This is a genomic window from Streptomyces sp. NPDC023527 (assembly GCF_055560115.1).
Window position 1 is genome coordinate 262,254 of sequence record NZ_JBVHJJ010000004.1, and the last position, 19,473, is coordinate 281,726.

The 19,473-nt window shown below is 70.5% G+C and carries 21 protein-coding genes and 1 riboswitch; of the genes, 7 read left to right on the forward strand and 14 right to left on the reverse strand.

The annotated features are described in order from the left end of the window. Window position 1 precedes the first annotated feature (1 nt). The 8 genes from ACZ303_RS10335 to ACZ303_RS10370 form a co-directional block, all read right to left on the reverse strand. Window positions 2-661 (reverse strand): trimeric intracellular cation channel family protein, encoded by a 660-nt coding sequence (locus tag ACZ303_RS10335; RefSeq protein WP_467337122.1) that lies wholly within the window; start codon window positions 659-661, stop codon window positions 2-4. Window positions 662-725: 64 nt separating this feature from the next. Then, complete coding sequence (locus tag ACZ303_RS10340) at window positions 726-1,742, reverse strand: ABC transporter ATP-binding protein (RefSeq protein ID WP_467337125.1); 1,017 nt, start codon at window positions 1,740-1,742, stop codon at window positions 726-728. Window positions 1,743-1,753: 11 nt separating this feature from the next. Beyond that, window positions 1,754-2,893: an ABC transporter ATP-binding protein gene (locus ACZ303_RS10345; RefSeq protein ID WP_467337127.1), complete on the reverse strand. Its 1,140-nt coding sequence runs from the start codon at window positions 2,891-2,893 to the stop codon at window positions 1,754-1,756. Then, window positions 2,890-3,888, reverse strand: a complete 999-nt coding sequence (locus tag ACZ303_RS10350) for an ABC transporter permease (RefSeq protein WP_467337129.1) — start codon at window positions 3,886-3,888, stop codon at window positions 2,890-2,892. The genes ACZ303_RS10345 and ACZ303_RS10350 overlap by 4 nt, the downstream gene beginning before the upstream one ends. Before the next feature lie 121 nt (window positions 3,889-4,009). After that, a complete protein-coding gene (locus ACZ303_RS10355) occupies window positions 4,010-5,785 on the reverse strand; it encodes an ABC transporter substrate-binding protein (RefSeq protein WP_467337130.1) in 1,776 nt (591 codons plus the stop codon). Window positions 5,786-5,913: 128 nt separating this feature from the next. After that, entirely contained in the window at window positions 5,914-6,912 is a 999-nt protein-coding gene (locus ACZ303_RS10360) for an ABC transporter permease (RefSeq protein ID WP_467337132.1), read from the reverse strand. A gap of 259 nt (window positions 6,913-7,171) precedes the next feature. Then, on the reverse strand, window positions 7,172-7,930 hold the full coding sequence (locus ACZ303_RS10365; RefSeq protein ID WP_467337462.1) for an enhanced serine sensitivity protein SseB C-terminal domain-containing protein: 759 nt from the start codon (window positions 7,928-7,930) through the stop codon (window positions 7,172-7,174). A gap of 144 nt (window positions 7,931-8,074) precedes the next feature. Then, window positions 8,075-8,857, reverse strand: a complete 783-nt coding sequence (locus tag ACZ303_RS10370) for an enhanced serine sensitivity protein SseB (RefSeq protein ID WP_467337134.1) — start codon at window positions 8,855-8,857, stop codon at window positions 8,075-8,077. 239 nt (window positions 8,858-9,096) lie between these two features. Here ACZ303_RS10370 and ACZ303_RS10375 point away from each other — a divergent pair, with 239 nt between their 5' ends. After that, window positions 9,097-9,639: a hypothetical protein gene (locus ACZ303_RS10375; protein WP_467337136.1), complete on the forward strand. Its 543-nt coding sequence runs from the start codon at window positions 9,097-9,099 to the stop codon at window positions 9,637-9,639. Window positions 9,640-9,664: 25 nt separating this feature from the next. On the opposite strand, the gene ACZ303_RS10380 is transcribed toward ACZ303_RS10375, so the two are convergent. Next, entirely contained in the window at window positions 9,665-10,351 is a 687-nt protein-coding gene (locus tag ACZ303_RS10380; protein WP_467337138.1) for an AAA family ATPase, read from the reverse strand. Between the two features lie 174 nt (window positions 10,352-10,525). Further along, a riboswitch (glycine riboswitch) is annotated at window positions 10,526-10,619 on the forward strand. A gap of 146 nt (window positions 10,620-10,765) precedes the next feature. Here ACZ303_RS10380 and gcvT point away from each other — a divergent pair. The 4 genes from gcvT to ACZ303_RS10400 all read left to right on the forward strand — a co-directional run bounded on the left by gcvT (window position 10,766) and on the right by ACZ303_RS10400 (window position 15,152). Then, complete coding sequence (gene gcvT / locus ACZ303_RS10385) at window positions 10,766-11,881, forward strand: glycine cleavage system aminomethyltransferase GcvT (RefSeq protein ID WP_467337140.1); 1,116 nt, start codon at window positions 10,766-10,768, stop codon at window positions 11,879-11,881. Window positions 11,882-11,948: 67 nt separating this feature from the next. Then, window positions 11,949-12,323 (forward strand): glycine cleavage system protein GcvH, encoded by a 375-nt coding sequence (gene gcvH / locus ACZ303_RS10390; RefSeq protein ID WP_467337142.1) that lies wholly within the window; start codon window positions 11,949-11,951, stop codon window positions 12,321-12,323. A 42-nt stretch (window positions 12,324-12,365) separates the two neighbouring features. Then, the gene (gene glyA, locus ACZ303_RS10395; protein ID WP_467337144.1) at window positions 12,366-13,628 is read left to right on the forward strand and encodes a serine hydroxymethyltransferase; all 1,263 of its coding nucleotides are present in this window, start codon (window positions 12,366-12,368) and stop codon (window positions 13,626-13,628) included. A 141-nt stretch (window positions 13,629-13,769) separates the two neighbouring features. Further along, window positions 13,770-15,152, forward strand: a complete 1,383-nt coding sequence (locus ACZ303_RS10400; protein WP_467337146.1) for an L-serine ammonia-lyase — start codon at window positions 13,770-13,772, stop codon at window positions 15,150-15,152. 42 nt (window positions 15,153-15,194) lie between these two features. On the opposite strand, the gene ACZ303_RS10405 is transcribed toward ACZ303_RS10400, so the two are convergent. Next, window positions 15,195-16,043 (reverse strand): SCO4651 family lipoprotein, encoded by an 849-nt coding sequence (locus ACZ303_RS10405; RefSeq protein ID WP_467337464.1) that lies wholly within the window; start codon window positions 16,041-16,043, stop codon window positions 15,195-15,197. Between the two features lie 201 nt (window positions 16,044-16,244). Between ACZ303_RS10405 and ACZ303_RS10410 the strand changes: the two genes are divergently transcribed. After that, on the forward strand, window positions 16,245-16,793 hold the full coding sequence (locus ACZ303_RS10410; protein WP_467337148.1) for a hypothetical protein: 549 nt from the start codon (window positions 16,245-16,247) through the stop codon (window positions 16,791-16,793). 16 nt (window positions 16,794-16,809) lie between these two features. Here the strand turns inward: ACZ303_RS10410 and cutA are convergent, their stop codons facing one another. Continuing rightward, a complete protein-coding gene (cutA, locus tag ACZ303_RS10415) occupies window positions 16,810-17,142 on the reverse strand; it encodes a divalent-cation tolerance protein CutA (protein ID WP_467337150.1) in 333 nt (110 codons plus the stop codon). Window positions 17,143-17,203: 61 nt separating this feature from the next. On the opposite strand from cutA, the gene ACZ303_RS10420 reads away from it, so the two are divergent. Beyond that, window positions 17,204-17,512, forward strand: a complete 309-nt coding sequence (locus ACZ303_RS10420; RefSeq protein WP_467337152.1) for a hypothetical protein — start codon at window positions 17,204-17,206, stop codon at window positions 17,510-17,512. A gap of 24 nt (window positions 17,513-17,536) precedes the next feature. Here ACZ303_RS10420 and ACZ303_RS10425 read toward each other — a convergent pair whose 3' ends face one another. From ACZ303_RS10425 to ACZ303_RS10435, 3 genes are all read right to left on the reverse strand, one after another. Continuing rightward, window positions 17,537-17,761, reverse strand: coding sequence for an EF-hand domain-containing protein (locus ACZ303_RS10425; RefSeq protein ID WP_467337154.1), 225 nt, complete (start codon window positions 17,759-17,761; stop codon window positions 17,537-17,539). Window positions 17,762-17,800: 39 nt separating this feature from the next. Further along, entirely contained in the window at window positions 17,801-18,373 is a 573-nt protein-coding gene (locus ACZ303_RS10430; RefSeq protein WP_467337156.1) for an N-acetylmuramoyl-L-alanine amidase, read from the reverse strand. 392 nt (window positions 18,374-18,765) lie between these two features. Next, window positions 18,766-19,269 (reverse strand): ATP-binding protein, encoded by a 504-nt coding sequence (locus ACZ303_RS10435; protein ID WP_467337158.1) that lies wholly within the window; start codon window positions 19,267-19,269, stop codon window positions 18,766-18,768. Window positions 19,270-19,473 lie beyond the last annotated feature (204 nt).

Consider the following 19,473-nt stretch of genomic DNA (forward strand, 5'->3'; position numbering starts at 1 on the left):
TTCACACCTCCTCGGCCGCCGCGCTCCGCCGGTGCCAGGCGCGCGGCGCCCGCCAGTGGAACCGCATCGCCAGCAGCCGCAGCACGAAGGCCGTCAGGACCGGGACCGTGCTGGTCGTGGCGTTGAGCGAGTCGAAGCGGATCAGCAGCGCGGCCATCGTCGCGCCGACCATCGCGGGCACCGCGTACAGGTCGCGGTCCCAGCGCAGCAGCGAGGGCACCTCGTGCGCGAGTATGTCGCGCAGGACGCCGCCGCCGACCGCCGTGGCCAGCCCGAGGGTGGCGGAGGAGGTGAGGCCGAGCCCGTGCCCGTACGCCTTGACCGTGCCCGCGACGCAGAACAGGCCGAGCCCGGCGGCGTCGAAGACCCCCACGGCCTTGGTGATCCGCTCCACCTCCGGGTGCAGGAAGAAGACGATCAGCGTGGCGAACAGCGGGGTCAGGAAGTAGCCGAGGTCGGTGAAGGCCGCGGGCGGCACCGCCCCGATGACCAGATCCCGGAACAGCCCGCCGCCCAGCGCCGTGACCTCGGCGAGCACCGCCATGCCGAAGACGTCGAAATTCTTGCGTACGGCGAGCAGCGCACCCGAGATCGCGAAGACGAAGATCCCGGCGAGGTCCAGCGAGTGCTGGACGGAGGGGCTGAACAGATCGGTGAGCACGCGACATTCTTACCCGTCCCGCACGGATATCCGGACGCGCCTGCTCCACCGCTCGCCCCAGGGCTCACCCCGGGGCGTTCTCCGGGTGGTGGCAGGCCACCTGGTGCCCCGGCTCCAGCGCCACCAGCGGCGGCTCCTGCTGCTTGCACACCTCCGTCGCCTTCCAGCAACGGGTGTGGAAGCGACACCCCGACGGTGGTGAGATCGGCGAGGGCACATCGCCCTTGAGCAGGATCCGCTCCCGCTTCGTACGCCGCTTCGGGTCGGGCACCGGCACCGCCGAGAGCAGCGCCTTGGTGTACGGGTGCATCGGCTTCTCGTACAGGGACTGGCGGTCGGTCAGCTCCACCAGCTTGCCGAGGTACATCACCGCGATCCGGTCGGAGACGTGGCGGATCACCGACAGGTCGTGCGCGATGATCACGTACGTCAGGCCCATCTCCGTCTGGAGGTCGTCCAGCAGGTTGACCACCTGCGCCTGGATCGACACGTCCAGCGCGGAGACCGGCTCGTCCGCTACCACCAGCTTCGGCTTGAGCGCCAGCGCCCGCGCGATGCCGATGCGCTGGCGCTGACCGCCGGAGAACTCGTGCGGATAGCGGTTGTAGTGCTCGGGGCTGAGGCCGACCAGCGCCAGCAGCCGCTGGACCTCCTTCTTCACCCCGCCCTCGGGCGTGATGCCCTGGAGCCGGAACGGCGCGCCGACGATCGTGCCGACCGTGTGCCGCGGGTTCAGCGAGGAGTACGGGTCCTGGAAGATCATCTGTACGTCGCGGCGCATCGGCCGCATCCGCGCCACCCCGAGGTGGGTGATGTCCCGGCCCTCGAACTCCACCCGGCCCGCGGTGGGCTCCAGCAGCCGCGTGATCAGCCGGCCCATGGTCGACTTGCCGCAGCCGGACTCCCCCACCACGCCCAGGGTCTCCCCCGCGATGACGTCGAAGGTGAGACCGTCCACGGCCTGTACCGCGCCGACCTGGCGGCGCAGCACCCCCTTGGTGATGGGGAAGTGCTTGACCAGGCCCTCGACCTTGAGGAGGGTCTTCGGCCCGTCGGCCGCCTGCTGCTCGGGGATGGTCATCTCATGGTCCTTCACAGCTTGGGCGCGATCTCTTCGGTCCAGATCCGGGTCCGCTCCTCCTGGGACATGTGGCAGGCGGAGTGGTGCCGGCCGCCGTCCTCGCCGGAGACGAGCCGCAGCTCGGGCCGCTCGGTGCGGGTGACGCCGTCCTTGGGTACGTCGGCGTAGGGGCAGCGCGGGTTGAAGGCGCAGCCGGACGGCACGTTGATCAGGCTGGGCGGGGAGCCCTTGACCGGGATCAGCCGCTCGGTCTGCGCGCGGTCGATGCGCGGCATCGAGCCGAGCAGGCCCCAGGTGTAGGGGTGCTGGGGCTCGTAGAAGACCTTCTCCGCCGGGCCGCGCTCCACACAGCGGCCGCCGTACATCACCAGGATGTCGTCGGCGAGCTCGGCGACGACCCCCAGGTCGTGGGTGATGACGATGACCGCGGAGCCGAACTCCTTCTGCAGATCGCGGATCAGGTCGAGGATCTGCGCCTGTACGGTCACGTCCAGCGCGGTCGTCGGCTCGTCGGCGATGAGCAGGTCGGGGTTGTTGACCAGCGCCATCGCGATCATCGCGCGCTGGCGCATCCCGCCGGAGAACTGGTGGGGGTAGTCGTCGACCCGGCGGTCCGGCTGCGGGATGCCGACGCGGTCCAGGAGCTCGACGGCGCGCTTGCGGGCGGTCTTCTTGTCCACGTCGTTGTGGACGCGGTACGCCTCGACGATCTGGTGGCCGATCGTGAAGTAGGGGTGCATGGCCGACAGCGGGTCCTGGAAGATCATCGCCATCTCGCGGCCGCGCAGCCGCCGCACCTCGTCGGGGTCGGCGGTCATCAGCTCCTTGCCGTCCAGCCAGATCTCCCCGGAGATCCGGGCCTTGCCGCGCCCGTACTGGCCGACGGTGTGCAGGCCCATGATGCCGAGCGAGGTGACCGACTTGCCGGAGCCGGACTCGCCGACGATGCCGAGGGTCCTGCCCTTCTCCAGCTGGAAGGAGAGCCCGTCGACGGACTTGACCAGGCCGTCGTCGGTGGGGAAGTGGATCCGCAGGTCCCGCACGTCGAGATAGGCGGTGCCGGACGCGGGGGCCGCCGCCACGGGCTCGCCGACGGCGCCCTTGTCGGCGGGCGTGCCGGGGGTGTTCCCCGGGCTGGGCACGGTCGTCATGAGAGCCTCACTCGGGGGTCGATCACGGCGTACAGCAGGTCCACCACGAGGTTGGCGAAGACGACGGCGGACGCCGTGATCAGCGTGACCCCCAGGATCATCGGCAGGTCGCGCTCGTTGATCGCCGAGACCGCCGCCGCGCCGAGGCCGGGCAGGCTGAACGCCGTCTCGGTGAGGATCGCGCCGCCGACCAGCGCCCCGAGGTCCATGCCCAGGACGGTGAGGATCGGGGTCATGGTGGAGCGCATCGCGTGCTTGCCGATGACCACGGGCTCGCGCAGCCCCTTGGCGCGGGCGGTGCGGATGTAGTCCTCGCCGAGGACCTCCAGCATGGTGGCCCGGGTCAGTCGCGCGTACATCGCCGCGTACAGGAAGGCGAGGGTGACCCAGGGCAGGATCAGTCCGCCGAACCAGCCGGCCGGGTCGTCCCCGAAGGAGACGTACTCGCCGCCCACCCAGCCGAGCTTGTACTTGAAGACCGCGAGGGAGAGCAGCGCGGTGAAGTAGATCGGCAGCGAGACACCGCTGAGCGCGATGGTCATCGCGGTGCGGTCCCACAGCGTGCCGCGCTTGAGGGCGGAGACGACACCGGTCAGGACGCCGCCGGTCACCCACAGGAGGCAGGCACCCGCCGCGAGGGTCAGGGTGACGGGCAGCCGGCTCTTGAGCTCGGGCCAGATCGGCATGTCGTGGCGGAAGGAGTAACCGAAGCAGGGGGCGGGGCAGTTGATGGTCTGCCCGCCACCGGTGTAGTCACGGCCGGCGAAGAGTCCGGAGACGAAGTCCCAGAACTGTTCGAGGATGGGCTTGCCGAGCCCCAGCTTCTCCCGGATGCCCTCGATGGCCGCCGGGTCCGCTTGCTTGCCGACGTACATCAGAGCGGGGTCGGTTCCGGTGAACTTCGGAATCGCGAAGAAGATGCCGAAGGTCACGAGGATGACCACGAGCAGCATCACGATGACGGCGAACAGTCGCCTGACGATATAAGCGAACACAGCGGTCGGCCCGGCGGCGGCCGGGGAGCACCCCCTCGCGGAGGGCTCCCCGGCCGCCGCGCACGGCCATCACCTGCCCTTCGGGCCTAGCGGCGGGCGCGCCGGCGGAGCGGACGGACGGTCACTTGACGACGCCGAGCGAGGAGTAGTCGTAACGGCCGTTCCAGGCGTCGGCCGTGTAGACGTTGGTCAGCCGGGAGCTGCGCCAGATGATGTTCTTCTCGTAGGTGAAGGGCAGATACCAGGCGCCCTCCATGACCTTCTTGTTGGCCTCCTGGTAGAACTTCCCGGCCTTCTCGACGTCGGTCTCCGCGATGCCCTGGTCGAAGAGCTTGTTGACCTCGGGGTCGTCGAGCTCGGGGTAGTTCTGGTTGCCGCTCTGCTGGATGAAGCGGCCGTCCGCGATCGGCTGGAGGTAGCCCTGACCGCTGGGGAAGTCGGCGCCCCAGCCCATGATGATGATTCCGTAGTTCTTGGACTTGACGTTCTTCGGCGAGCCGATGATGCCGGTGGACTGGGCGCCGTCGTACTTGTCGATCTGCGCCTCGATGCCGATGGCCTTCAGGGACGCCTGGAGCGACTCGGCGGTGGCGACCTCGGCGGGCTTGTTGTTGCGGACCGCGATGGTGGTCTTGAAGCCCTCCGGCTTGCCGCAGGCCTTCAGCTCCTCCTTGGCCTTCGCCGGGTTGGGCGCGCCCTGCTTGAGCTCGTAGGGGTCGTAGCCCGCGTCGTAGCCCTTGACGGCCGGCGGCAGCATGCTGGTGCCGATGTCGCCGCCCGCCTGGGCGCCGCCGCGCGCGGTCTGGAGCGACTTGTGGTCGGCGCCGTAGATGACCGCCTTGCGGCAGTGCTCGTTGTCGAAGGGCGCGACGGTCTTGGGGAAGGCGGCGTAGCGGATGAAGCCGGTCTGCGGGTTGTCGACGTTGTCCTTGTGGGACTTCAGCGCCTTCTGGCGGCCGGCCGAGCCCATGCCCGTGGCGTTGAGGTCGACGTCGTAGTTGCCCGAGAGCAGCCGGTTGTCCATGTCGTCGGCGCTGGTGATCAGCGTGACCGAGATCTTGTCCGGCAGGGCCTTGCGGACCGGGTCGGACGCCTTGTTCCACTTGTCGTTGCGGACCAGTTCCAGGCCCTTGTTCGGGCGGTACGAGACGAATTTGTACGGCCCGTTGGAGAAGGGTTTGAGGGCGTAGCGCTCCGCGGTGTCCTTGTCCGGGCGGACCGGGGAGGCGGCGGGCAGCGCCAGCATGCGCAGGAAGTCGCCGTTGGGCTTGGGGAGTTTGAAGACGATGGTCTTCTCGTCCGGCGTCTCGATCGCCTTCAGGCCCAGCTTGTCCTTGCTCTCGTCCTTGTACGGACCCTTGTACTCCTTCTCCGGGTCCAGGGTCTGCATCAGCCAGGTCGGGCCGCCGGAGATCTTGTCGGTCGCCCAGGTGCGCTCGATGCCGTACTTGATGTGCTGGGCGGTGACGGGCTGGCCGTCCTCCCACGTCAGGCCCTCGCGCAGGGTGAAGGTATAGGTCTTCTTGTCGTCCGAGATCTTGCCGGTGTCGGTGGCCATGTCCGGCACGACCTCGGAGCTCTGCGGACCCGGGGCCGGCTTCGGGGTGACCAGGGTGCGGGAGTAGTAGCGGGCGAAGTCCCACATGAATCCGTAGTAACCGCGCTGCGGGTCCCAGGAGTCGGCGTCCTGGGTGCCGATGAACTTCAGCTCGCCGCCCTTCTTGTCCGAGGAGGCGGCGATCTTGCCGATGCCGGCGTTGAAGCCCGCGGCCTTGCCGTCGCCGCCGCCGTCGCTCTTCCCGCCGCCGCCACAGGCCGCGGCGGTGGAGACCAGGGCCGCGACCACGAGAGCCGCCCCCGCGGCGTTCCTCCGCCTCGAAGTTCTTTGGGTAGTCAAGATGTCGCGACCTCCGTGAGTGACGCCGCCCGGGGAATCGGGCCGACGGATTCGGAAACGGCCTCCTGACGGATCGACAGGGGCGGTCGGATATATGGCTCTTGCTGAGAACGGGCCCGGTGCGGGCGCTAGCGCGAACCCTTGGGGTCCAGCGCGTCCCGTACACCGTCGCCGAAGAGGTTGAAGGCCAGGACGGTGACGAAGATGGCGAGACCCGGAATGATCATGTAGAGCGGGTCTGCTTCGTAGTGGTCGACGGCCCTGGAGAGCATCTCGCCCCACGAGGCCGTGGGGGGCTTGACTCCGGTACCGAGGAAGCTCAGGGCGGCCTCGGTGAGCACATTGGTGGGGATCATCAGCGTGGTGTACACGGTGATCGGCGCCACCAGGTTGGGCAGCAGCTCGCGGAAGAGGATGTACCCCCGGCCGGCGCCCAGGCTGCGCGCGGCCTCGACGTATTCGCGTTCTCGGAGCGACAGCGTCTGACCTCGGACGATGCGCCCGATGTAGGGCCAGCCGAAGAAGCCGATCACCGCGATCAGCACCCCCATGCGCACGCCCGAACCGGTCAGCCCCCACAGGGAGTCGGGGACCACCGAGACCAGCGCGATGATGAACAGCAGCTGCGGGAAGGCCAGCAGCAGGTCCATCAGGCGGCTGACGACCGCGTCCACCCAGCCGCCGAAGAAGCCGGCGACGATGCCGAACAGCGTGCCCAGGACGACGGCGACCACGGCCGAGAGGAACGCCACGAGGAGCGAGACCCGGGCTCCGTAGACGATGCGGCTGAACACGTCGCGGCCGTTGGTCGGCTCGACGCCGAGGAGGAAGTCGCCGTTGATGCCGCCCCAGTCGCCCTTGGGGGTGGAGAAGAGGGGGTCGATCTCCTCCTCGTGGAACTCGTTCGGCGGGTGGCCCAGCAGGTCCACGATCAGCGGTGCGAAGATCGCGACCAGGACCAGCAGCAGGACGACGGCCCCGCCGGCCAGCGCGAACTTGTCCCGCTTGAGCCGTATCCAGGCGATGCTCCAGGGTGAGCGGCCCTCGATGGCCTTCGCCGGGACGCCGGCGGCGACGTCGACGGCCGCGGTCTCGGCCGCTCCCGTGTCGTGCAATGGTGCCGTCATCGTCTGGTGGACCCCTCTCGGCCGGTGCTGTCCGGCCCAACGCCCGCCGCTGAAGCGGCTGGTTCACATCACTGGTGCGAATGGTGCGATGGTGCGGGGAAGTTCACGCGGAGCAGGTCGTACCCGGGACCGAAGTCCTTGTGGGCGGGAGTCTTCAACGCCTTCGCGATCACCCGCCAGACCTGACCGGCAATGGATGCGCAACCGTGATGTGTGGAGGGAGGTTCCGTTATACGGACAGTCCTGATCCGTCAGCGGATCAGTACGCGCCGGTCCGCGGTCCGCCCTGCGGGGGGTAGCCGTAGCCGGCCGTCGGGGCGGGCGCGGCGCCGCCATAGGCGTCACGGTCGAAGAAGGGACGGGCGTTGGCGCGCATCCACATCGCGACCGGGTCGTGCTCGTCGGCCATCGCCACGGTGGACACCGGCAGCCCCTCCGGCACCACGCCGATCGACTGCTGCATCATCAACCGCACGGATTCCACTGCGGCTTGGGAGGTGTCGTAGAGGTCGAGTCCGATCGCCAGATACGGGCTGCCCAGCGCGGGCTGCACCCAGGCGCGGCGCAGCGTGCGCACCGCGGGCGTGCGGTGGGCGTTCTGCCCCAGCAGGGCGTAGAACTGCGGGATCTCGATGGCCGGCTCGCTCAGCAGCAGCGGCCCGGCGGGCAGCCGGTCCATGCCGGCGGCGATGCGCCGCAGGTCGAGCCAGGGGATGCCGACGCCGCCGCCGGGGGCGTGCGGGTTGAGCCACAGGCCCCAGCGGTCGGGGTAGAGGGCGCTCGCGACGGCCCGGCCCGTGATCACCTCATGGGCGCGGTTCCAGCCGCTGGCGGCGAGCTCCTGCGCGGAGGTCACGCACGGGGCGTAGCCGAGGCCGTCGACCTCCATATTGCCGTACTGGGCGTCGGGCGAACCGGCCTGGCCGTGCCAGAGCAGCATCCACACGCTGCCCTCGGCGAGGGCGTGCAGCAGCGCCTCGTACGCGTCGTACCGGCCGGGCGCCACTTGGCGCAGCATCTGCTCCACGCCGCTCTCCGCGCCCGCGCTCACCTGGGTCCGCCTCTTCTCTCGGCTGTCTCGTCCCCGCGTCGGGGCGCGGCGACGCACCCCCTGCGGTCATCCAACCAGCTTACGAGCCCGCGGCGGCGGGCATGGGAGGAGTCACAGGTCACGGTCGTAGAACGGCCGGACCCGTTCGCGCATCCAGTCGCCGACCGGGTCGCGCGCCACGTCGAGGAAGACCAGCTGTACGGGCCAGGGCACGGGCACGGTGCCGAGGGCGCGGCCGAGGGCCTCCATGACGGCGGTGCGGCTGCCGGGGTCGGGCAGGTCGAGCTCGACGCCGACGAACAGCGCCGGGGCGCCGCCCTCGACGCTGGCGAGGGTGCGGCGGGCGGTGCGGACGACCTGGGCGGCCGTGAATTCCAGGCCGGCGGCGGCGAGGAAGGCCGTGGGCTCGTCCTGCCAGTCGGGCTCGAAGAGGCGGACGCGGCCGCCGGTGGCGTCGCCGTCGAGGGCCGTGCGGCCGGCCCGGCACAGCTCGGCGACGGCGCCGGGCGGCAGGGGCACGCCGACGGTGCCCTCGGGGTTGACGACGATGCCCACCTGCGGCGGCAGGCCGCGGGCGAACTCGACGGCCGGCGCGACGGTGAAGGACATCCGGTCGCCGACGACCCGCAGGAACTCGCCCTCGGAGCTGAACACCGGTACGTACGCCGCGCCGTCGAGCTCCAGGGTCGGCAGGTCGAGGTCGGGGCTGTCGGGGCCGCCGCCGTTGGGCAGCGGGATCCAGACCTGGCTGCGGCCGAGCACCTCGACGATGCGCGGGCCGGCGCCGGGCGTGCCCAGGGAGGCGTCGAGCACCCCTTCGAGCTCGTTGGCGGGCCATCCCTGGGGGGCGCCGCCCGGGACCGTGGGCAGGCCGTAGTGCTGGGGGGTGTTCATCTCGTCCAATGCCGTCCAACCACCGTCTCGACAAAGCCGCAACCGAACCCTAACGGCTGCACGCCCGGAGGTCCCCGCCGACCACCGGAATCGGTGCCGACGGCGCAGGTCAGGCGGGATGCCCGGGACGCGTGAGGCGGTACGCAGCGTAGGCGTCGGGTTGCGCACCGCTGTCGGCGCGCACACGGTGATCGATGCAGCTGTCCGGCAGTCGCACGACACGAAGGGAAACACCGAGCATGCGCCTCAACAAGCTCACCTCCACCGCCATAGCCGTCGCCACCTGCGGATCCCTCGTCCTGGGCGCGACCGGCGCCGCTTCGGCCGCCGGCGAGCCCCGCCCCGGCGCGGCGCCGGGGCCCAAGGCCGCGGTCGTCCAGCAGCAGCTCGACGCCGCCGGCACGCTGGGCGAGACCTTCACGCTGGTCTCCCGGATCGGCAAGGAGACGCGGGCGAAGACGCCGAACCAGAAGACGCTCAAGTCCCTCCAGGAGCAGCTGCGGAAGTCGGCCGATCAGCTGGCCCAGTCGGCCAGGAAGACCATGCCCACACCCAGGGCCGCGATCGGCAGAGCCGCGCCGGACCCCGTCGTGGAGCTCAAGAAGGCGCTGGACAAGCTGGTCAGGGACGTCGAGAGGCTCGTCGCCGACGTGGGCCGGAAGGACGTGGCGGCGGCCACGGCCCATGCCGCGGTCGCGGTCCTGGACCTCAAGGACATCCTGGCGAAGGTCCCCGCGTTCCTGACGGCCGCGGCCCAGCCGCCGGCGCAGCCGGCCGGCTAGGGGCCACGGCGGCCGGAGCCTGCGGTCAGGGCTCCCGGGGACCCGGCCGGAAGCTGATCGCGCGCAGGGCGTCCGCCGCCGCCCGGTCCATGAGGACCACGGACGCCGCTCCCCGCGGCAGCCGCCCGGCCGCCGCCTCGGCCGCCAGCCGCGCCATCGCCCGCCGGTGCCGCCCGAAGGCGTACGCGGAGACGCCCCGGCCGCGGGCCCGCTGCCCCGCGAGCGCGACGCCCGGCGCCACGTCCAGCAGCAGCAGGTGGACGGCGCCGCCGCGCCGCCGGGCGCCGCGCGCCGCCCAGCGGCGGATCCAGCCGCGCTGCCCGCAGTCGTGCACGACCGCGCTGGCGTCGGAGCACAACGCGCGGCGCAGCGCGGCGTAGTGGACCAGGCGGACGAGGGGGCGGTAGACGCCGTACGGCAGCCAGTGCGGTGTGCGGCGCTCCAGGCGCTCACGGGCGTCCTGGGAGTCGACGCACCAGACGAGGCCGTCGCGGCCGTCGAGGGCGGGCACCGTGCGCCGGATCAGCGTGGACTTGCCGCTGCCGGGCAGCCCGGAGACGATGAGCAGGTCGCCCGCCGGAAAGCGCAGCTCGGCGCGGCCCGCGCCGCCGCGCAGGTCCAGCACGCCGGGCGGCCCGTGCCCGTACGTCTCCGCCGCCCCGTCGCCCGTCGTATGCGCGGGCTCCGATGGTGCGGGCTCCGCTCGTCTCACGTCCGTGCCCCGCGTCCCCACGGTGATCGACCTCCCCCGGTCAGGTCCCTGCCCCCTACCCAACCAATGTAAAGAAAAGGTAATGCAATTCGGGGGGCTGCGGGCAGTCCACCGCCCGCCGGTCCGTGCAATGATGTGCGCGCCAAGAGCACATCCAACTGCATACCGGCCGCTCGAATCCGCGCGGGAGAGTTCCAGCCATCGTGCTGGACGCCGAAGGAGCAAGTCCCTCCCTTGAATCTCTCAGGCCCCGTACCGCGCGGGTGAGGCAGATCTGAAAAGCGGGCCGCCGTGCGCGGTCCCACCCAAGGTGCAAGCCGGGGTCCCGCGTGTCGTCGCGGCTCCGGTGAACCTCTCAGGTTCCGATGACAGATGGGGAGGATGTCCTCACCGCCATGCCTGGGAGCCCACACCATGACCGACGCCCCTCGCCGTACCGCCCTTGACGCGCTGCATCGCACGCTCGGCGCCACGATGACCGATTTCGCCGGCTGGGACATGCCCCTGCGCTACGGCAGTGAGCGCGACGAGCACGTCGCGGTGCGCACCCGCGCCGGCCTCTTCGACCTCTCCCACATGGGCGAGATCACCCTCACCGGCCCGCAGGCCGGGGCGGCCCTGGACCACGCCCTGGTGGGCAACCTCTCGGCGCTCGCGGTCGGCCGTGCCCGCTACACCATGATCTGCGACGCCGAGGGCGGCATCCTCGACGACCTGATCGTCTACCGCCTGGCGGACGCGGAATACATGGTCGTCGCCAACGCCTCCAACGCCCAGGTGGTGCTCGACGCCCTGACCGAGCGCGCCGCCGGCTTCGAGACGGACGTCCGCGACGACCGCGAGAACTACGCGCTGCTCGCCATCCAGGGCCCGGAGTCCCCGGCCATCCTGAAGTCCCTCACGGACGCCGACCTCGACGGTCTGAAGTACTACGCGGGCCTGCCGGGCACGGTCGCGGGTGTGCCCGCGCTCATCGCCCGCACCGGCTACACCGGCGAGGACGGCTTCGAGCTGTTCGTCGCGCCGGCCGACGCCGAGAAGCTGTGGCGGGCGCTGACCGACGCGGGCACCGAGGCCGGCCTCGTGCCCTGCGGGCTCTCCTGCCGCGACACGCTGCGCCTGGAGGCGGGCATGCCGCTGTACGGGCACGAGCTGACCACCGCGACCACCCCGTTCGACGCGGGCCTGGGCCGGGTCGTGAAGTTCGACAAGCCGGGCGACTTCGTGGGCCGGGCGGCGCTGGAGGCCGCCGCCGAGCGCGCCGCGACGAACCCGCCGCGCAAGCTGGTCGGTCTGATCGCGACCGGCCGCCGGGTGCCCCGCGCCGGCTACCCCGTCGTCGCCGACGGCCGGGTCGTGGGCGAGGTCACCTCCGGCGCCCCCTCCCCCACGCTCGGCAAGCCGATCGCCATCGCGTACGTCGACGCCGAGCACGCCGCGCCCGGCACAGAGGGTGTGGCGGTGGACATTCGCGGTAGCCATGAGTCGTACGAGGTCGTCGCGCTGCCCTTCTACAAGCGCGAGCGCTGAGACCCCCTCATCCCACCTGTCAAGACCCGTTGCACAAGCATCCACGCGCGTACAGGAGAATCTAGCCATGAGCAACCCCCAGCAGCTGCGCTTCAGCAAGGAGCACGAGTGGCTGTCGGCCGTCGAGAACGGCGTGGCGACGGTCGGCATCACCGAGTTCGCGGCCAACGCGCTCGGGGATGTCGTCTACGCCCAGCTCCCGGCCGTCGGCGACACCGTCACCGCGGGCGAGACCTGTGGTGAGCTGGAGTCGACCAAGTCGGTCAGCGACCTCTACGCCCCGGTCACGGGCGAGGTCGTCGAGGCCAACCAGGACGTCGTGGACGACCCCTCGCTGGTGAACTCCGCCCCCTTCGAGGGCGGCTGGCTGTTCAAGGTGAAGATCACGGACGAGCCGGAGGACCTGATGTCCGCCGACGAGTACACCGCCTTCGCCGGCTGATCCCGCCCCTCCGCCTCCGCCCAGGAAGTCCAGGAAGAACTCATGTCGCTTCTGAACAGCTCCCTCCATGAGCTCGACCCCGACGTCGCCGCCGCTGTCGACGCCGAACTCCACCGCCAGCAGTCCACCCTCGAGATGATCGCCTCGGAGAACTTCGCTCCGGTCGCCGTCATGGAGGCCCAGGGCTCGGTCCTCACCAACAAGTACGCCGAGGGCTACCCGGGCCGCCGCTACTACGGTGGCTGCGAGCACGTCGATGTCGTCGAGCAGATCGCCATCGACCGGATCAAGGCGCTCTTCGGCGCCGAGGCCGCGAACGTCCAGCCGCACTCCGGTGCGCAGGCCAACGCCGCCGCGATGTTCGCGCTGATCAAGCCCGGCGACACCATCCTGGGCCTGAACCTCGCCCACGGCGGTCACCTGACCCACGGCATGAAGATCAACTTCTCCGGGAAGCTCTACAACGTGGTCGCGTACCACGTCGACGAGCAGACCAACGTGGTCGACATGGACGAGGTCGAGCGCCTCGCCAAGGAGCACCGCCCGAAGCTGATCATCGCCGGCTGGTCGGCGTACCCGCGCCAGCTGGACTTCGCCGCCTTCCGCCGGATCGCGGACGAGGTCGGCGCGTACCTGATGGTCGACATGGCCCACTTCGCGGGCCTGGTCGCCGCGGGTCTGCACCCGAACCCGGTGCCGCACGCGCACGTCGTCACCACCACCACGCACAAGACGCTGGGCGGCCCGCGCGGCGGTGTGATCCTCTCCACGGCGGAGCTCGCCAAGAAGATCAACTCCGCTGTCTTCCCCGGTCAGCAGGGTGGTCCGCTGGAGCACGTGATCGCCGCGAAGGCCGTTTCCTTCAAGGTCGCGGCGAGCGAGGAGTTCAAGGAGCGCCAGCAGCGTACGCTGGAGGGCGCCAAGCTCCTCGCGGAGCGGCTGGTCCAGCCGGACGTGGCCGAGGTGGGCGTCTCCGTCCTCTCCGGCGGCACGGACGTGCACCTGGTCCTGGTCGACCTGCGCAACTCCGAGCTGGACGGTCAGCAGGCCGAGGACCGCCTCCACGAGGTCGGCATCACGGTCAACCGCAACGCCATCCCGAACGACCCGCGGCCCCCGATGGTCACCTCGGGTCTGCGGATCGGCACGCCGGCGCTGGCCACCCGGGGCTTCCAGGCCGAGGACTTCCGCGAGGTCGCGGACATCATCGCCGAGACGCTGAAGCCGACGTACGACGTGGACGCCCTGCGCGGCCGCGTCACCGCCCTGGCGGACAAGCACCCGCTGTACACCGGACTGAAGTAACCCCGCGGTACCGGATCGACCCGCTGGTCCGGGGCACTGGGCACACTGGAAGGTGAGCCCGGTGCCCCGCACCGTGTCGGCGCACCACCCCCTGTACGACCCGCACCACCCATGTACCACCGACCCGAGGGAGCAGCCACCGTGGCCATCTCCGTATTCGATCTCTTCTCGATCGGCATAGGCCCGTCCAGCTCCCACACGGTCGGCCCGATGCGGGCCGCGCTGATGTTCACGCGCCGCCTGAAGAACGAGGGCCTGCTGGCCCACACCACCTCCGTGCGCGCCGAGCTCTTCGGCTCCCTGGGCGCCACCGGCCACGGCCACGGCACCCCCAAGGCCGTCCTGCTGGGCCTGGAGGGGCACTCGCCGCGCACCGTGGACGTCGAGCTGGCCGACGCCGAGGTCGAGCGCATCCGCCGCACCAAGCGGCTGCGACTGCTCGGCGCGGAGATAGGCTCGGACCACGAGATCGACTTCGACGAGCCGACCCAGCTGATCCTGCACCGCCGCCGCTCCCTGCCGTACCACGCCAACGGCATGACACTCTTCGCGTACGACGAGACGGGCGCGCCCCTGCTGGAGAAGACGTACTACTCCGTCGGCGGCGGCTTCGTCGTCGACGAGGACGCGGTCGGCGAGGACCGGATCGTCCTCGACGACACCGTGCTGAAGTACCCCTTCCGCACGGGCGACGAGCTGCTGCGCATCTCCCGCGAGACGGGCATCTCGATCTCCGGCCTGATGCTGGAGAACGAGAAGGCGTGGCGCACGGAGGAGGAGATCCGCGAGGGGCTCCTGGAGATCTGGCGCGTGATGCAGGCGTGCGTGGCCCGCGGCATGTCCCGCGAGGGCATCCTGCCGGGCGGCCTCAAGGTCCGCCGCCGCGCCGCCAACTCCGCCCGCCAGCTGCGCGCCGAGGGCGACCCGCAGGCCCGCGCGATGGAGTGGATCACCCTCTACGCCATGGCGGTCAACGAGGAGAACGCCGCCGGCGGCCGCGTGGTGACCGCTCCCACCAACGGTGCCGCGGGCATCATCCCGGCCGTCCTGCACTACTACATCAACTTCGTCCCCGGCGCGGACGAGGACGGCATCGTCCGCTTCCTCCTCGCCGCGGGCGCCATCGGCATGCTCTTCAAGGAGAACGCCTCGATCTCCGGCGCCGAGGTCGGCTGCCAGGGCGAGGTCGGCTCCGCCTGCTCCATGGCGGCCGGCGGCCTGGCCGAGGTCCTCGGCGGCAGCCCGGAGCAGGTCGAGAACGCCGCCGAGATCGGCATGGAGCACAACCTCGGCCTCACCTGCGACCCGGTGGGCGGACTGGTGCAGATCCCGTGCATCGAGCGCAACGGCATGGCCGCCGCCAAGGCCGTCACCGCCGCCCGCATGGCCCTGCGCGGCGACGGCCGCCACCACGTCTCCCTCGACAAGGTCATCAAGACCATGAAGGAGACGGGCGCGGACATGAAGGTCAAGTACAAGGAGACGGCGCGCGGCGGCCTCGCGGTCAACGTCATCGAGTGCTGATCGGGGGGCCCGGCGGGGACCGCCGGGCCGTCCTGGAGCTCGTCAGCCCTTCTTGCGGGCGTTGAGCGCGTCGCCGGCCTCCAGTGTGGAGGCGACCTCCTTGGCCGGGGGCGCCTCGATCTTCGGGGCGAAGCCGTAGTCCGAGTACTCCCAGGTCGAGCGGTATTCGCCCTTGGAGCCCTTGCCGGACACCGACGTCTTGAGGGTCAGGCCGTCCTGGTCGATCCACACGCCGAGGTCGACCTTCTCCAGGCCGTGCTCCTTGTGGGTCTTGACGAAGTCGTCGCGGTCCGCCTTCTTCAGCAGGTCGCCCTCATAGCCGGCCAGTTCGGCGACGACGACGGTGCCGCGGTAGTGGCCGGCGCGGCGACCGCCCACCGTCTCGTCACCGACCTTCCTGACGTCCTTGGCCGTGGCGAGGGCGCCGACGAGGCGGGTGAAGGGCTCCTCGATGCCCGGGTCGGGCGCGCCGTTGAGGTCGAGCTTCAACCACTTCTTGCCCGGGATCAGGGTGGGGTCCTCCACGTACATCACGTTGTCCTTCGTGAGGACGTGGCTGATGCCGTCGGGGGCGGTGTCCGTCTTGGGGCCCTTGCCCCTCATGTCGCTGGCATCGGGCTTGCGCTGGATGATGTTCTCGCTCGTGGAGTCGCCCGTCTCGTCCTTCTCCGTGCCCTTGGAGCGGAACGTGTTCTGCTCCATGCCCTTGCGCACGGCCGCCTTGAGCACGGTGGCCGGGTCGGCCTCCTTGGCGGCACTGCCCTTGCCGCCACCCTTGGCCGAGCCCGCGGAGGCCGAACTCGCCGCTTCCGCGCCCTTGCTGTCACTCCCGCACGCCGTCAGACCCATGAGCACGGCCGCCCCCGCGACCGCCACGACGTACTTCCGCATCGCCTTCAAAGTTTTTAGTGTCCTTTATTACCACTTGATCAAATTAGGGCGACACTATCCCACTTGGCGCAGACGCTCCCCACGCATTACGGAGATCACGTGTCCGGAAACGCCGTGTCATTGGTTGACCGCCAAAAGTAATGTCGGCTCCCTCTTTCCGTGCCGCGCACGTTCCGTGCCCACACCACGAGGAGCACCGCCATGGGCCAGCCCGCCCGCGCCACCGCCGCGATCCTCGGCGCCGTCACCGCCACCCTCGCCCTGACGGCCCCGGCCGCCACCGCGGACACCCCCGCCCCCGCCACCGCGCTGCGGATTCACAACAGCGCGTACGGCGGCTGCCTCACGGCGCAGGAGTCCACGTACCACGACCCCCGGGGCGCGCGGCGGCCGTGGCTCGTGGCGCTCCAGCCGTGCGGCGGCGACCTGACAGCCCGGCAGTCCTGGAGATACAGCTCGATCACCCACCAGTACACCTCGGTGGCCGAGCCCTACCGCTGCATCGACCGTCAGGGCCCGCTGCTGGTGACGGCGCTCTGCGACGCCGACGCGCCCCTCCAGCGGTTCCGCGCCGAGCCCGCCGCCGGCGCCGACCGCCGGAAGATCGTCTCGGAGGCCGACGGCCGGCTGTGGGAACAGGACGCCCGCCGCTCCGGCCCGTCCCGTGACGCCATGGGCGAAGGCGTCCGCACTTGCCCGGGCGCCGCCACGGTCTCCCCGGCGCGGAAGTGGCGGATCGACCCCGCCTAGGCGGGGCGGCCCGGGCTCAGGCGCCCGCGCTCGTCTCCCTGCCCAGCCACGCGAGGTATTCGTCGCTGCCCGCCGTGATGGGGGTGGCGATGATCTCCGGGGTGGCGTAGTCGTGCCGGCCCTTGATGTGGGCCTCCAGCTCGGGGTAGCGGGCGGCGGTGGTCTTGTAGAGCACGCGCCACTCGGTGTCGCTCTCGACCTTGCCCTGCCAGTGATAGAGGCTGGTGACGGGCCCGTCGATCTGCGCACAGGCGGCGAGCCGCCGGTCGATGGCGGTCGTGGCCAGGAGCCGCGCCCGCTCCTCGCTGTCGGTCGTCGTCATCACGGCGATGTACTGGGCCTCGGGCATGCCGCCGACGCTATCGCAGCGCGGGGCGGCGTTGTCAGTGGTGGCCGTTACGCTCACGAGCATGAGTTACGCAGACCTGCGCGAACTCCAGAGCGCGCTCAATACCGCCTCGGACATCGCCTTCTCTCTCGACGCCGCGCCGGCGGCCCATGAGGCCGATCAGCTCGTGGACGCCCTGCGCAGGGCGCTGTCCGCGGCGAGCGCCCTGGGGGCCAGTACGGCCGCGACGGGCTGCGCGGAGCATCCGCGGGGCGCCGTCGATCCGCTGTACGGCGACAAGGAGGATCCTCTTCCGCCCGGCTGGGGGCGGTGCCTGCTGTGCAACGACCGGCGGCGGCGGGCCAGCGCGCAGCGCCGTGGCTGGCGCTGACCCGGTGCCGTGCCGGTGGCCGGGTCAGCCGTTGAGGGAGGCCCAGAACTCGTCGAAGGACAGCACGCCGTCGCCGTTGCCGTCCTTCTTGTTGATGATGGCCTGGGCCACGGTCTCGGTGACGTTGAAGTCGCCGAGCTGAGCCATCACGCTCTTGTACTCGGCAGCGGTGATCAGGCCGTCGCCGTCCGCGTCGAGCCGCTCGAAAGCCTCTCGCGCCTCGGCCTTGCGCGTTTCGATATCGGCCATGTCGGCCTCCCCTTTGTGTGCTGGTGTGACCGGCACAGATTAGCGGCCGCCGTTGACGAGGCGGATATAGCGGTCCCAGTTCCAGTGCGGACCGGGGTCGGTATGCGTGGATCCGGGGACTTCGGCATGGCCGATGATGTGTCCACGGTCCTTGGGAATGCCGTAGCGGTCGCAGACGGCGGCGGTCAGCCGGGCGGAGGAGCGGTAGAGCGCGTCCGTGAGGTATTCGGGGCGGTCGATCCAGCCCTCGTGCTCGATACCGATGCTGCGGGTGTTGTAGTCCCAGTTCCCGGCGTGCCAGGCGATGTCCTTTTCTCGTACGAACTGCCCGATATAGCCGTCGGAGGAGGCGACCATATAGTGCGCCGAGACCTTCGCCCGGGGATCCTGGAAAATCCTCATGGCGTCATGAAAGGTCTCCTGGGTCACATGGACGACGACCAGGCCGACGGGGTACGCGTCCGGTCGGCCGGAGACCGTGAAGTTGGCGCCGTCCGCCGGTATCCAGTGGGTGGGCGGATACCGGCCGGACGTCGAGGCACCCGCCGCGCCTCCCGCTCTTTGCGCGCGCTCCGCGTTCTCTGTGTTCTCTGGGTTCTCCGTGTTTTCCATGGGGGGCTCCCGGGTGCAGGGTCACTCACCGGCGACTGCGGCAGGGACATGACACTGCACCCGGACCCGCCCCGCAAGCACCGGCGCGACCTCCGCATAGAAATAAGAGATACCGTCGGTTCATTCATGGAATGCAAGGCGGGTGTTGCATCTCACCTTGGATTGGCGAGGCAACTTTCCCGACTTGCCCGACTCTGCCCTGATAGTTGCTTTGGCGTGAACCCACCCCGTCTGCCATAGTCGACGCCACGACCCCCATTGACCCGGGCCAGGTCGTCCACATCCGCCGCGGAACACACCCCATTTCTCCGCGGCGGACCCGAAGAGGCCCCCGGCCGTCGCATTCCGACGCATGGGGGCCTCTTCGTTTCACCCGTGGGGCCGGGCCGTCCTCAGCGGTCGGCGACCCTCATCTCGAACCAGGTCGTCTTGCCCCGCGCCAGCAGGTCCACGCCCCACCGGTCGGAGAGCTTGTCCACCAGGAAGAGTCCGCGCCCGCTGGTGTCGAGCTCGCGCACGGGCATCAGGCACGGCAGTCCGCGGGAAGGATCGCGGACCTCGATCCGCAGCCAGCCGCGACGCCGCCGCATCCGCAGGCCGAAGAACCTCGCCCCGGTGTGCCGGACGGCGTTGCCGACGAGCTCGGAGACCAGCAGCACCGCGTGCTCGGCCAGTTGGGCGGACAGGCCCCAGTGGCGCAGGACCACCGACTGGGTCAGCCGGCGCGCGGCCACGGCCGACTCGGGGCGGGAGGGCAGCCGGACTTCGGCGAGCGTGGGGTCGCCGAACAGGTCGAGCGCCTTGAGCGCCAGTTCATCCTCTACGGACGGCGTCCACCGGACAGCGGCCGTGCCACCCCGCTGTCGCGGATGCTCCGTTCCTTCCAGGCCCGCCATGCACCCCATCATGGCCGCCGTAAAGACGCCACGGGCTGGAACGAGGGGATTCGATATACCGGAATCGCCCCCTCCAAGGGGCCTCGCCGACATATGCCATGGGCAGGCGGTTCCCCGAAAAACCGATACTGACCTGCGGTGACCATACGCCGGTGAAAGATCGCCCGAGCTGGGCCGACGGGCGCCTCCGAGGGTTGCGCGCAC